Annotated in this window: 13 protein-coding genes; 6 read left to right on the top strand and 7 right to left on the bottom strand. The window is 69.7% G+C overall.

Going from position 1 to position 13,037, the window contains the following annotated elements:
- Positions 1-189: 189 nt before the first annotated feature.
- Positions 190-558: a hypothetical protein gene (locus tag ACK8OR_RS01255; protein ID WP_410187662.1), complete on the top strand. Its 369-nt coding sequence runs from the start codon at positions 190-192 to the stop codon at positions 556-558.
- Positions 559-568: 10 nt separating this feature from the next.
- Here ACK8OR_RS01255 and ACK8OR_RS01250 read toward each other — a convergent pair whose 3' ends face one another.
- Both ACK8OR_RS01250 and ACK8OR_RS01245 read right to left on the bottom strand, forming a co-directional pair.
- Positions 569-1,207: a Type II secretory pathway, pullulanase PulA gene (locus ACK8OR_RS01250; protein ID WP_410187661.1), complete on the bottom strand. Its 639-nt coding sequence runs from the start codon at positions 1,205-1,207 to the stop codon at positions 569-571.
- Positions 1,204-2,103 (bottom strand): DMT family transporter, encoded by a 900-nt coding sequence (locus ACK8OR_RS01245; protein WP_410187660.1) that lies wholly within the window; start codon positions 2,101-2,103, stop codon positions 1,204-1,206. The genes ACK8OR_RS01250 and ACK8OR_RS01245 overlap by 4 nt, the downstream gene beginning before the upstream one ends.
- A 72-nt stretch (positions 2,104-2,175) precedes the next feature.
- Between ACK8OR_RS01245 and ACK8OR_RS01240 the strand changes: the two genes are divergently transcribed.
- Positions 2,176-3,813: an AMP-binding protein gene (locus tag ACK8OR_RS01240; RefSeq protein ID WP_410187659.1), complete on the top strand. Its 1,638-nt coding sequence runs from the start codon at positions 2,176-2,178 to the stop codon at positions 3,811-3,813.
- Positions 3,810-4,799 carry a hypothetical protein gene (locus ACK8OR_RS01235; protein WP_410187658.1) on the top strand — a complete coding sequence of 330 codons (990 nt, stop codon included), beginning with the start codon at positions 3,810-3,812 and terminating at the stop codon, positions 4,797-4,799. The genes ACK8OR_RS01240 and ACK8OR_RS01235 overlap by 4 nt, the downstream gene beginning before the upstream one ends.
- A gap of 9 nt (positions 4,800-4,808) precedes the next feature.
- On the opposite strand, the gene ACK8OR_RS01230 is transcribed toward ACK8OR_RS01235, so the two are convergent.
- Positions 4,809-7,025, bottom strand: a complete 2,217-nt coding sequence (locus tag ACK8OR_RS01230; protein ID WP_410187657.1) for a glycosyltransferase family 2 protein — start codon at positions 7,023-7,025, stop codon at positions 4,809-4,811.
- Positions 7,022-8,071, bottom strand: a complete 1,050-nt coding sequence (locus ACK8OR_RS01225; RefSeq protein WP_410187656.1) for a glycosyltransferase family 2 protein — start codon at positions 8,069-8,071, stop codon at positions 7,022-7,024. Before ACK8OR_RS01225 ends, ACK8OR_RS01230 begins: the two co-directional genes overlap by 4 nt.
- Before the next feature lie 170 nt (positions 8,072-8,241).
- Between ACK8OR_RS01225 and ACK8OR_RS01220 the strand changes: the two genes are divergently transcribed.
- Positions 8,242-9,243 (top strand): phosphoadenosine phosphosulfate reductase, encoded by a 1,002-nt coding sequence (locus tag ACK8OR_RS01220; protein WP_410187655.1) that lies wholly within the window; start codon positions 8,242-8,244, stop codon positions 9,241-9,243.
- 81 nt (positions 9,244-9,324) lie between these two features.
- Here the strand turns inward: ACK8OR_RS01220 and ACK8OR_RS01215 are convergent, their stop codons facing one another.
- Genes ACK8OR_RS01215 through ACK8OR_RS01205 form a run of 3 tightly spaced genes read right to left on the bottom strand, consistent with a single transcriptional unit; the run spans position 9,325 to position 12,404 of the window.
- Complete coding sequence (locus tag ACK8OR_RS01215; RefSeq protein WP_298431183.1) at positions 9,325-9,750, bottom strand: hypothetical protein; 426 nt, start codon at positions 9,748-9,750, stop codon at positions 9,325-9,327.
- Between the two features lie 22 nt (positions 9,751-9,772).
- On the bottom strand, positions 9,773-11,551 hold the full coding sequence (locus ACK8OR_RS01210) for an SLC13 family permease (protein WP_410187654.1): 1,779 nt from the start codon (positions 11,549-11,551) through the stop codon (positions 9,773-9,775).
- Between the two features lie 43 nt (positions 11,552-11,594).
- Positions 11,595-12,404, bottom strand: coding sequence for a TIGR00282 family metallophosphoesterase (locus tag ACK8OR_RS01205; protein ID WP_410187653.1), 810 nt, complete (start codon positions 12,402-12,404; stop codon positions 11,595-11,597).
- Between the two features lie 126 nt (positions 12,405-12,530).
- On the opposite strand from ACK8OR_RS01205, the gene ACK8OR_RS01200 reads away from it, so the two are divergent.
- Together ACK8OR_RS01200 and ACK8OR_RS01195 are read left to right on the top strand one after the other, a co-directional pair.
- Positions 12,531-12,773: a BolA/IbaG family iron-sulfur metabolism protein gene (locus ACK8OR_RS01200; protein ID WP_410187652.1), complete on the top strand. Its 243-nt coding sequence runs from the start codon at positions 12,531-12,533 to the stop codon at positions 12,771-12,773.
- Positions 12,770-13,036 (top strand): hypothetical protein, encoded by a 267-nt coding sequence (locus tag ACK8OR_RS01195; protein WP_410187651.1) that lies wholly within the window; start codon positions 12,770-12,772, stop codon positions 13,034-13,036. The genes ACK8OR_RS01200 and ACK8OR_RS01195 overlap by 4 nt, the downstream gene beginning before the upstream one ends.
- Position 13,037: the final 1 nt, after the last annotated feature.

Below are 13,037 nucleotides of genomic sequence, written 5' to 3'. Positions count from 1 at the left end.
GGCAGGCCCCCCGGGCCCCCAGGCATATTTCGGGAGCAAAGAAGGCGATGCGCCGACGCGGTCGCAATGTCCTCGGCCCGGCGCCTTGCCCTCATTGTTTCCCGAACGTGCCCGATCCGTTTCACGACGCAGCCCGAATCCGCGGTCACCACTTGTCCCGAAGCCCCCCAACCGAATGGGAGACGGGACATGAAACTCAAAGCCCTCATCACGGCCACGATCCTCACGACCCTCGCTTGCGCCACGACGGCGCAGGCGCTGGACTTCACGCGGATCAACTCGGAACGCGCGTTCCGCATGCTGGTCGCAGATCGAACGCTGGTCGACGAGTTCGGCGGAACGCTGATCTTCGCCGGCAATGGCGGGATCGGCGGGCGAAAGGACCGCTCGACGGTGTCCGGCGGCTGGGTCTGGAACCGGGGCGCGCTGTGTCATCGGACCCGGATCGATGGGATCGAGGTCGAGCAGGACTGCAAGCACCTCTATATCCGCGAGACGCTGATCGTGATGCAGGCCAAGCGCGGCCACTCGACCGAGGAAAGCTGGACGCTCCGCTGACGGCCGCGTCTCAGCCGTCGAAGCCGTAGCCGAACCGCGCGATGTCGTCGGCGCAAATCTCGGCCACCCGTGCGCGCGCGTCCGCGTCGTAATAGCCCCGCCAATCCGCCGCACGCTCCGAACGGTTCACGCGCGGCATGTCGATCTTGAAGCCGAGCAGCTTCTCGAAAGGCGGCAGGTCGGTCGCGAGATGTTCCAGCCGGATGAAGATCGGGTCGCCTCCTCCCGCCACGTAGGAGGCATAGGGATGCGCGCGCATCTGGGCCTCGGTCAGCGGATCGGCGAGAAACGCATCGAATGACTTCGCCTTGGCCAGACCCACGCTGGCATGGTCGAACTCCTGCGCCCGGAGCCAGTGATAGTAGCTGACCATCCGATCCCACGGGTTGCGCACCAGCGTGACCGGCACAAGCGCGTCGAGCACCGCGTCCGGCAGAAGACCCCGCACGTCGCGCAGCGTCGAGTGCTTCCAAAGCCGCCCGGCCGCCTTCGCGCCCTTCAATCGCCCGCGCCGCCGCACGGCCTTGGGCGTGTCGCCGATCAGGATGTCATCCGCCTGCGCCCGCGCCTCCAGCGCCAGCGCCATGGCCGTGCCGCCCGTCTTCGGGACATGGACGAAGGCATAGCCGCGCCCGGGCGACAGGATCATGCCGCGACCTCGCGCGTCCGCCCGCGATACGCGATGATCGCACCCGCCACCGCGATGGCCACGAGACCGAGATACCCGGTCGGCATCAGCACGTCGCCCCAGACCAGCCAGCCGAAGAACGCCGAGGTGGCCAGAACGCTGTATTCGAAGACCGACGCCTTCGACGCCTCGGTCAGCTGGTAGCCGCGCGTCAGCAGAAGGACCGAGACGAGGCTGCACACGGCCTGGAGGAGAAGGATCCCGAGCGTCGCCGCATCCGGCGTGACCCAGCCCCGCGTGACGAAATCGTCCCCTGCCCCGATGACGGCCACGATCCCGATCCCCGCGAGCCCGTAGAGCCCCAGCATGACGAACACCGCCATGGCGAGCGTCACCGTCGCCTCGCCCGCGCACCATTCGCGCGTGGCGATCGCCGCCATGGCGTAACAGGCGCCCGCGATGACGGGTACGAAAGTCCCGAGTGTCAGGTCCGACAGGTCGGGCGACAGGACCGCCATCACGCCCGCGAAGCCGAGGAATATGGCCGCGATCCGCGCGGGCCCGATCCGCAGCCCGAAGACCGCGACCGAGAAGATCAGGATCCAGATCGGCGCGGTGAAGAGACCCGCCGCCGCCTGGGCCACGGGAAGAAACCCGAGCGAGCCGAAATAGATGATCATCGCGGTGGCGACGAAGGCCGCGCGCGCCGCGACGCCGCGCCAGGCGCGCACGACCGGCCAGTCGCCCCGCAGCGCGAGCCATCCCACCGCCAGCGCCAGCATCATCAGCGACCGCAGGAAATGGAACGTCCACACGCTCGACGTCTCGGCGATGACGGAGACGAACTGGTCGATGAAGCCGATGATCACCATGGCGAGAAGGATCGAGCCGGCGGCGGCCAGCGGTCTGTCCTGCATGTGCCCTTGTCTCCGCCCCCTCGGTCGCGCCACTATCCCTGCCGGGCAGGCGTCGCGCAACGGGGGAACGGCATGGGCTGGATGGAGGACGAGACCGGGCTGGAGCGCGGACCCGCCAACCACGTGGCGCTGACGCCGCTGTCGCATCTGAACCGCGCGGCGGCGATCTGGCCCGAGCGCGAGGCGATGGTCTATGGCGACCGCTCCTGGACCTATGCCGAGTACCGCGACCGCGTGACCCGGCAGGCCGCAATGTTGGCGGCGCTCGGGGTGCGGCCGGGCGACGTCGTGGCGACGATGCTGCCCAACGTGCCCGCGCAGGTCGAGGCCAGCTTCGGGGTGCCCGCCTGCAGCGCGATCCTGAACACCATCAACACCCGGCTCGATGTCGACACGGTGGCTTATATCCTCGGGCATGGCGGCGCGAAGGTGGTGCTGGCCGACACGCAGTTCCTCGATCTGGTGGAAGAGGCCTGCGCCACGCTGGACGCGCCCCCCGCGATCATCGAGGTCCCGGACGCCGAGGCCGGTCACCCCGCCAGCGGACGCCACCCCGTCTACGAGGACCTGCTGGCTGACGCCGACGCGCAGATGGCGTGGATCATGCCCGAGGACGAATGGGAGAGCCTCGCACTCAACTATACCTCCGGCACGACGGGACGGCCGAAAGGCGTCGTCTACCACCATCGAGGCGCCTACCTGATGACGATGGGCACCGTAATCTCGTGGCGGATGGTCCTGCATCCGCGCGTCCTCGTGGTCGTGCCGCTGTTTCACTGCAACGGCTGGTGCCACACCTGGATGATGCCCGTGCTGGGCGGCACCGTCGTCTGCCTGCGCGACGTCACGGCCGCCGCGATCTATACCGAGATCGCCGAGCGCGGCGTCACGCATTTCGGCGGTGCGCCCATCGTGCTGAACGGTCTTGTCAATGCGCCCGCCGCAGACCGACGCGACTTCGACCACACCGTGCAGGTCTATACCGCGGGCGCGCCGCCGCCCGCCGCGACGCTGGCGCGGATGGCCGAGGCGGGGTTCGAGGTAACCCATGTCTACGGCCTGACCGAGACCTACGGCCACGTCGTCGAGAACGTCTGGCAGCCCGAGCGCTGGTCGCACGCCCCCGAGGCCGAGAAGGCCGCGCTCCGCGCCCGGCAGGGCGTCGCATATCCGATGATGGAGGGCGTGGACGTCTTTGCCGAGGACGGAACCCCCGTCCCTGCCGACGCCAAGACGCAAGGCGAGATCGCGATGCGCGGCAATGCGGTGATGAAAGGCTACTACCGCAATCCCGAAGCCACAGCCGAGGCCTTCGCCGGCGGCTGGTTCCGCTCGGGCGACATCGCGGTCAAGCATCCCGACGGCTATATCCAGATCGCGGACCGCGCCAAGGACATCATCATCTCGGGCGGCGAGAACGTCTCGTCGGTCGAGGTCGAGGGCGCGCTGATGCATCACGACGCGGTGTCGCTCTGCGCCGTGGTCGCGCGGCCGGACGATAAATGGGGCGAGGTGCCCGCGGCCTTCGTCGAGCTGAAGGACGGCGCCGAAGCCACCGAGGCCGAGTTGATCGCCTTCGTCCGCGCCCGCCTCGCCGGGTTCAAGACGCCCAAATCGGTGACCTTCGGAACGCTGCCGAAGACCTCGACCGGCAAGATCCAGAAATTCGTCCTCCGCGACCGCGTGCGTGCCGAGGCCGGCGCCGCGTGACCGCGCTCGACGGCCTCGACCGGTTCGAGACGACCGCGCTCTGGCGCGAGACGGCGGATGCCCAGCGCCGCGAGGTCTATGTCGCCATCGGCGAGGCCGAACTGGTGGTGCAGGACCGCGCCGGGGTGGCACTCAGCCACTGGTCGCTGCCCGCGCTCGACAGGATCAATCCCGGCGAGGTGCCGGCCCGCTATCGGCCCGCACCCGGCGCCGAGGAAGAATTGGAGATCGCCGAGCCCGAGATGATCGCCGCGCTGGACCGCGTGTCCGACGCGGTCGAGATGGGGCGGCGGCGGCCCGGTGCGCTGCGCCGCGTGACCGTCGGCCTCGTGGCCGGACTAGTCGTCGGAACTCTCCTGATGTGGCTGCCCGGTGCCCTGCGCGACCACGCGGCCAACGTCATGCCCGCGCCGCAGCGGGAACAGATCGGCGAGCGGATGCTGATGGGTCTAACGCAACTGACCGGCCCGCCTTGCGGCACCATCCTCGGGGACGAGGCGCTGGCCAATCTCGCCACCCGCCTATCGCCGACCGCGAATATCCGCGTCGCGGTGCTGCGCGACCTGCCGCAGCCCGCGCTGGCACTGCCGGGCGGGCTAATCGCGCTGTCGGACACGGTGCTGGTGACACAGGACGACCCCGAAGTCGCGGCCGGGCATCTCCTGGCGGCGATCGTCACCGCGCGCCTCGCGCCACCGATCCAGCGCTTCCTCGCGGGTCTTGGGCCGATCGACCTGACGCGGCTCCTAGGGTCGGGCGCGGTGCCCGACGACGCAATCGACGCGCATGTCGAGTCGCTTCTCCTCTCGGAGGCGCCGCTGGCCACGACCGAGACCCTGCGCGCGGGCTTCGCCGCTGCCCGGCTGCCCTGGCCCGCCTTCGCGGCCCATGCCGGTCTGGACCGCGGCGAGGCGCCGCTGACCGAGCTTCCGCCGATCATCGACGACACGACGTGGCAAAGCCTGCGCGAGATCTGCGACGGCTAGGGCGGCCCGCTAGTGCTGGGTCTCCTCCACCCCGTCGACGGTGAAGAAGAACTCGGGCGGATGGTCACCGGCGACCACGTCGTCGGGCACCACGTCCGGCCCCGCGAGGAAGACATTCGCCCCGAAATGCGTGTGCATCCGGCTGAGCCGCTGCATCCGGTCGCCGGTGATCTCGGCGTAGAAGCCCGCAAAGGCGTCGCCACCCTTCAGTTCGGCGATCCGCGCGCGATGCGCCGCCACGCAGGCCGCGTGTTGCTCGGCCACGCCCGGCAGCGCCATCAAGCGGTCCATCTCGGCGCGCATCGCGGGCAGCATCCGCTGGATCGCGCGGTCTTCCTCGGCGTTGTTGTTCATCCGAAACCAATAACCCAGGCCCTGATCGCGCTCGACATGGTTCACGCGGCCCCGGTCGCGCTTGACGAGGAAGCTTTCGGCGTCGCGCACGGCGTAGTGGTTCAGAGTCACCAGGTCGTAGCCATATGTGTCGATCTTCGACCGCCAGCCCGTGCGCAGCATTGTCTCGGGCATCGGGTCGCCGGAGCCGTTCACCCATGTGATCTGTTCGCGTAGGTCGGGCTTGAGGCCCTTGGGCCGGTGCACGCCCATCTTCTTGTAGACGTTCACGTTGCGAAACAGCGTCTTGAACCCCCACGCCTGGTGCGGCTTGCGGATCAGCTCGGGCGCGCAACGAGTGAAGCGCGCCAGCGTGCTCGCATCCTCGAACGCCGTCAGGTCCGCATTCCCGAAGAGGCGCCACGTCATCGAGATCATGTTGGCGTCGCCCACCGCGGCATAGAGATCGCGCAGATGGCCCTCGCCCGCGTGGATGCAGATGAATTCATCCACGTCCATGCAGACCGCCCAGCCCGCGCGCGCCATGATGGGCTCGGCCTCGGCGGCGGCAAGTGCGGCGTGCTGCGGCTTCATGTCGGTGTCTCGGAACGGGTTGTCGCGATGCTGGACGATGCCGTGATCCTGGAGCAGGTCGAGGAGCGTGTCGGTCCCGTCCGTGCAGTCGTTGGTGTAGACCAGCACGTCGTCGACGCCGATAGCGCGGTGATAGGCCAGCCATTCGAGGATGAACGGACCCTCGTTCTTCATGCAGGTCACGATCGCGGTCCGCCCCGGCAGGTCCGCAGGCAGGTCCGTCCCGCCCGCATCGCGCGAGACCGGCGGCAGGATCGGGTCGCCCCCGAATGCCTCGCGGGCCCGGGCGAGCAGATCCTGGTCGAGGATCAGCCCGCTTTTCGGGGCGAGCGGCAGGCCCGCATCTTCGGAGGTCCGCGCGCCCATCGCCCTCTGGAACGATGCGGCGGTTTCGGGGTCGGGCTTCAGCCCGCCGATACGCACCAGTCGGAACGGCTGATCCTCGGGGATACGGCGCGGGTCGGCCATCCAGCGGCGGTTGCCCCCGGTGCTGTCGAACAGCGTGCAGACATGATCGCCGAAGGTCGGCGCGAGACCGGGCCGGATGCGCCACGGATAGATCCGCCGACCCAGAAGCGGGATCACCCCCAGCTCTGACGCTTCGAGCGCGTTGAACGGGTCCCGCTCCCCCGGCAGCAGAAGATCCGAGACATCGAGGAACGCCACCGCGCGGGCCCGGGTCAGGAACCGCCAGCGAAACGCCTCCCAGATGACGTTCTCACGCATCACGGCGGTCCAGGGATCGTCGGCGGGGACGTCCATGCGGTCCTTGCCGGGCGCGTCCGGCGCGCTGACCGGATGGCGCTCGGACGGCCCCTCGCCTAGCGGCAGGGGCGAGGTGACGATGACCACGCGCGCCATGTCGGGGAGGTCGCCCTCGATCTCGGCCAGCCCCTCGGCCAGCGGCGTCTCATGCGGCCGGGTGCGGTCGAGGATCAGCGCCGCCTCGACCCTAAGGGCCGCGTGGTGCCGCAGCCACTGGGCGACCAGCGCGGGGGTCTCACCGTTGCGCGCGCCCATGATGACCCGCAGGCCGTCGAACAGCTCCGGCTCGGCGGGGGCCGACGGCAGCGCCGCCCCCTCGCCCATCGGCAGATGCGCCGCCCCCGTGCCGCGCACCATCAGCGCGCCGCCATGGACCAGGACGCCGGTCGGCGCGAAGCCTTCTACCGCGCGGACGGCCTTCGGGTCCGTGCCTGCCCCCAGGAATACGCGGATGGTCCCGTTCCCCGCATCCAGCGCATCGAGCACCCGGATGCCGTCGACGACGCGGCCGTACAGGCGGCGGGTCTCGATCATCGCGACGCCCTCTGGCGCAGCCTTACCAGCGCGCGCCCCAGTCGTGCATCGGGCGCGACCGAGCCGCCGGCGAGCGCGAGGCGGCCGCAGAGGACCGCGCCCTCTTCGGTGGCGAGCACGGCCTCCAGCGCGGCGCGATGGGCGTCGCGGCAGGCGGCTTCGGCCTCGGACACGCCGGGCCGCGCCCGCAAGGCGGCGCATTCGGCCCGCACCGCGTCGAGCTGCGGATCGATCATGTCGCACTCATGCTGGTTGAAGTTGCGCTCCACCCAGTAGGTCAGGTCGATGGCCTTGCCCACATGGTTCGGCAGGCCGCGCCCGCGCTTGACGAGGAATTCGTGGATCGAGCGGACGGAATAATGGTTGAGCTGGACGCGGCGGCCTGCGGGCGCGGTGCCTCCGCGCCAGAGCAGGATGCGCGAGGGCGCGGCGGCGAACTCGTCGAGCGGGGCCAGCGTGTCGTCCACGAGACGCGGCACGCCCACCTGCCGGGGCCGGTGGATGCCGAACCCCTCGAACGGGCCGGCGCGCCGGAACAGCGTCTTCACGAAACTCGCCAGCGCCGGGTAGGCCAGCCCGACCGGGGCCGCGCGGCGAAACCGCTCGGGCGTCAGGCCGGAACCGGGGGTCAGCCGCCCCGACGACCCGAAGAGGCGCCACGGCATCACGATCCCGTCCACCTCGCCCGCCGCGGCGATCAGCGACGCGAGGTCGCCCGGCCCGTCGAGGGCGATCCATTCGTCTGGGTCGAGATGCAGAAGCCAATCCGCACCGGCGCAGGCGTCATGGTCCCAGGCCGCCCTGAGCGCGCGCCATTGTGGCGCCGGCCCCGGCGTGTCGCGGATATCGCCCTGCGGCACGTGTGTGACGCCCGCGGGTGAGAGCGCGTCCAGCAGCGCCGCGGTCCAGTCGCGACAATCGTTCGAATAGGCCAGCACGCGGTCCACCCCGAGCGCGCGCAGATGGGCCAGCCATTCGACGATGAAGGGCCCCTCGTCACGCAGGCAGGTCACCACCGTGATGCGGGGACGGGCGGGGTCGGTCATTGAGGCGAATTCCCGGACGGCAGGGTCAAAAGACGGTCACTGATCGCGATACGGGGACAATGCGCCTGGAATATCAAGCAAACCGGGCGTTTTTGTGCCTGAACGTTAAGGTTTTTCGCGCTAGCCTGAGCGTCGAACGCGTTCCGAACTGTTCCGGAGGGAATCGCCTGATGGCCGATGCCGACGACCCAGCCGACGCGCCCGAGACCCTGTCCCGGGCGGCGCACCGCCAGGCGCTCGACGCCTCGGCGGGTGCGGGGGGCTTCCTGCGGGACGTGGGCGAGTCGCATCTGGCGCTGTTGCGGCGCAGCGGGCCGAACCTTCTGGTCTCGTTCGAGGATCTCGACGCTGTGCGGTCCGGGCCCGGTGGCCTGCCCTGGAGTGCGGGGCCCGCACGCAAGCGCAACTATTCCACCCTGACGATCATGGCCGACGGCCGCACATGGTTCCGCGACCGCAAGCTCTTCGATTTCTTCGACGAATTGACGGATGACGGCTTTTTCGACGAATTCGACACGGTGGTCTTCGCCGGGGGCGGGATCGGCGCCTATGCCGCCGGGGCCTTCAGCGTCGCGTCGCCCGGCGCGCTGGTCTTCCTCGCGCAGCCCTATGCCACGCTCGACCGCGACGTCACCCCGTGGGAACACCGCTTCCGGTCCAGCCGCGCGATGTCCTTCGGGCCGCGCTACGGCAATGCCGCCGACCTGATCGACGCGGCGGCGAAGGTCTTTGTCGTGACCGACCCCACCCGTGCGACCGATGCGATGCATGCCAGCCTCTTTCGCGGCGACCACGTCATCCGCCTCCCCGCGGCCCATGCGGGCGGCGATATCTGGGGTGCACTGGCCCGGATCGGCATTCTCGACCGCCTCGTCGCGATGGCGGGGAACGACGCGCTCGACGCCACCGGCTTCGCGGAACTCTGGCGGCGGCGGCGCAACGATGCCGACTATCTCGCGGGCTTGATGCGCAAGCTCGACCGAACCGATCGGCCGTGGCTCCAGGCCCTGCTGGCCGGGCATATCCTGCACCACCAGGGCGACAACCCCGCCGCCCGCCGCCGTCTGAACGACGCGCTGGCGCGCCTGGTCGAACGCGGACGGGAAGCGCCGCCGGGCCTCTCCCCCACGCGGCCGGATGGCGGCACCACGATGCTGCTCGCTGGCGAATAGACGGCTCGGCCGCGCGCAGAACGCGCCGCTCGGAACCTTTCTAATATCTCGGACCGCGCCGGCGTCTGCCCCTCCGGTCGCTCAGCTCGCGGGCGCGGTGCTGAGACGGACGTTCGAGCCCAGCGGCGATACGAAGAGGCGGCGCGTGCCATCCACGTCCGTCACGAAGATCTCGGCCCGCGCGCCCAGCTGGCCGCCCGAGACGTCGATCCCCTGCGGGTCCTCGATGGTGAAACGCGCGGTGCTGCCGCCCTGCTTGTAGCTGACCGTGTAGGGCAACTGGTAGGCGCAGTCGCCGGTCACGCCGGACCAGCCCGACTGTTGACCCTCGGGGCGGATACCGACGCAGCGCGCGCCGTCGGTCATGCGGATGTTGACCCGGCTGCCGGTCGCGACCGCACCGGCCACGCGCGGCGGCCCCGCGACCGCCTCTGCCCCGTCGCCGGTCGTGGTGATCGGCACACAGGCGCAGAGCGCCAGCGGCAGGACGAACAGGACAGGGCGCATGGAAACCTCCGCAAGCGTATTCTCAGAGCGGCCAGATGACCGGGATCAGGACGGCCGAGACCAGCGCGACGATGACGTTCATGCCGATACCGACTTTGAGGAAGTCCGTAAACCGATACCCGCCGGGGCCATAGACCAGCATGTTCGTCTGGTAGCCGATGGGTGTGGAAAAGGCACAACTCGCCCCCACCATGACCGCGACGACCAGCGGGCGCGGATCGACCCCGAGCGCCGAAGCGAGCGCGATCGCGATGGGCGTGACGACCACCGCTACGGCATTGTTGGACACTGTTTCCGTCAGCACCGTCGTCAGCGTGAACACCGCCAGCACCAAGAGCGGGTCGGGCAGCCCTCGAAGCCAGGGCGCGACCGCATTCACGATCATCTCGACCGCGCCCGACGCCTCGAGCGCCGCGCCCACGGCCAGCATCGCGAAGATCATCGCCAGGAGGCGCCCGTCGACGAAGCCGAACGCCTCGTCGGCATCGACCGAGCGGGTCATCAGCACGATCACGGCCCCCATGACCGCCAGCGCGAAGATCGGGGCCAGATCGAAGGCCGAGAGGATGACGATCCCCGTCACGGCCGCGACGGGGATCCAAGCCCGCTCGCGCCGGAAGGCGCGGTCCGAAGGCGCGCTGACCTCCACGAGATTGAGATCGGCGGCCATGCGGTGAATGTCCTCGGCCGCGCCCTCGAGGAGCAGCGTGTCGCCCACGCGCACCGTCACGTCGTCGAGTTGGCCCTGAACGTTCCGGTCGCGCCGATGCAGCGCGAGCACGTAGACGCCGTAACGCCGCCGGAGGCGCAACGCCCCCAGCCGCCGCCCCACCATCTTGGCATCCGGCGTGATCAGGATCTCGACCGTCGCCGTCTCGACCGCACCGACCTGGTCGATCCGCTTGAGGTCAGGATTGCGCTGGAGGGTCAGGAGTTCGGCGATCTCGGTGCGCAGGATCACGCGATCGCCGACGCGCAGCGTCACATCCTTCAGGGCACGCCGCAGCGAGGCATCGCCCCGCACTACGTCGATCAGGCGCACGCCCTCGCGCTGGAACAGCTTCACGTCCAGCACCTCCCGCCCGATCAGGTTCGATTCGGGCGGGATGACGGCTTCGGCGAAGAACTTGGCCGCCTTCCGGGGGCCGAGCATCGCGGCCATCGAGGTGCGCTCCGGCAGGAGGTGGCGGCCGACGAGATAGAGATAGGCCATCCCGATCAGGGCCAGCGGGATCGCCAGCGGCGAGACCTCGAAGATCGAGAACGGCTCGAGCCCGCGCGCGCGCGCCACGCCGTCGACCAGGAGGTTCGTCGACGTGCCGATCAGCGTGATCGTCCCCCCAAGGATCGACGCATAGCTGAGCGGGATCAGGAGCTTCGAGGGCGCCAGCCCCATCGAGCGCGCCAGTTGCACGAAGACCGGGATCATCACGACGACGACGGGCGTGTTGGCCACGAAGGCGGAGGCCACGAGAACGAAGGCCAGAAGCACCGCGATGCCCAGCCGCGGACGCGCGCCCACCTGCCCCTCGGCGAAGCGGGTAAACCAGTCGAGCGCGCCGGTGCGCACCAGCGCCCCCATCAGGAGGAACATCGCCGCGATCGTCCACGGCGCCGGGTTCGACAGCGCGGCCACGCCCGCCTCGTAGGGCAGGATGCCGAGCGCGAGCAGCAGGACCGCGCCACCCATGGCGACCACTTCCGTCGGATAGGTCTCGCGCATGAAAAGCGCCAGCATCGCCACCAGCACGCCCAGCGTCACCCACGCCTCGGCCTGTTGCGGCAGGTCGAGCCAGGTCACGTGCGCGCCCCGTGCCGCGAGGGCCGCCCCGCACAAGGCCGCGTCATGGCGCCGACTGCCCCAGACGACCGCCGACCCGGACCTGCGCGACGTGTGACGCCAGCCCCGTCGTGTCGTCCGTTTCCACGAAGAGGCCGCAGAGCGTCGCCTCGCCGGTCGCGGGCTCGAACCGGTCCTTGGGCATTCCGACGACGAAGCGGCGCAGGGGTTCGGCCTTCTGCATGCCGATCACGCTGTCATAGTCGCCGCACATGCCCGCATCGGTCTGATAGGCTGTTCCGCCGGGCAGGATGCAGGCATCCGCCGTGGGAACATGAGTGTGCGTGCCGACGACGACGCTGGCGCGCCCGTCGCAGAAGTGGCCCATCGCCATCTTCTCGGACGTGGCCTCGCAATGCATGTCGATCAGGATCGCATCGACCGTGCGGCCCAGCGTCTGGCCCTTGAGGATCGTGTCGACCGGCGCGAAAGGATCGTCATATTGCCGCGACATGAAGACCCGGCCCAGAACCTGCGCGACCAGGAGCTTGCGGCCCCCGATCTCATAGATGCGCGCGCCGCGGCCCGGCGCGGACTTGGCGTAGTTCACGGGCCTCAGGATGCGCGGGTCGTCCTCGATGGCACGGGCCATGTCCTTCTGGTCGAAGGCATGGTCGCCCAGCGTGACGACATCCGCGCCCGCCTCGAAGAGGTTCGCCGCCTGCGCCGCGTTCAGACCCCGCCCCGAAGACGCGTTCTCGCCGTTGACGACAACCGCATCCAGCCGCCAGTCGGTGCGCAGTCCGGGCAGACGATCGGTGACGGCTTGGCGCCCGGCGCGCCCCATGACGTCGCCGAGGAAGAGAATACGCATTCCATCGGGTTACGCGCGCGCCCCGCGCCTTGCAACGGCTGACCCGCCGTCCCGGCGACGCGCCGCATGACCTTGCCCCCGCCGCGCCCCTTGCCTAGCTAGGAGGGGACGGCAACGGAGACGGCCATGGCGATGCAGGCACGCGAAATCGAGGATCTCATCCGCGAAGGCTTTCCGGATGCGCGGATCACGATCACGGACCTCGCGGGGGACGGCAATCACTATGCCGCCGAGATCGTCGACGAGAGCTTTCGCGGCCAGTCCCGCGTCGCCCAGCAGCGCGCGGTCTATGCGGCGCTCAAGGGCAAGATGGACGGCGCACATGGCGAGCTGCACGCCCTCGCCCTGACGACGCGGGTGCCGGAATGAGCCTTTTTTCGGCGATCATCGGGGGCGGAATCATCCTCGTGCTGGCCCTGCGGGCGCTCTGGATCATGCGCGCCGAGGCGCGGCAGGACGATGGCGGGCGCCCGCGCGGCATCCCGCCCGGCGACGGCTACACCGAGATCGTCAGCGAATACTGCTCGGGTGCCGGCGGCGGCGGAAACCGCCTTGTGACGCGGGTGCCGCAGGACCCCCAGGAATACGCGCGCGCCTTCGTGCCGCGCCGCAACGGAACACACAGGAGCTGAT

The organism is Jannaschia halovivens (assembly GCF_046452375.1).
In the GTDB taxonomy this organism is placed as follows: domain Bacteria; phylum Pseudomonadota; class Alphaproteobacteria; order Rhodobacterales; family Rhodobacteraceae; genus Jannaschia; species Jannaschia halovivens.
This window is presented reverse-complemented; position numbering and strand designations above follow the sequence as displayed.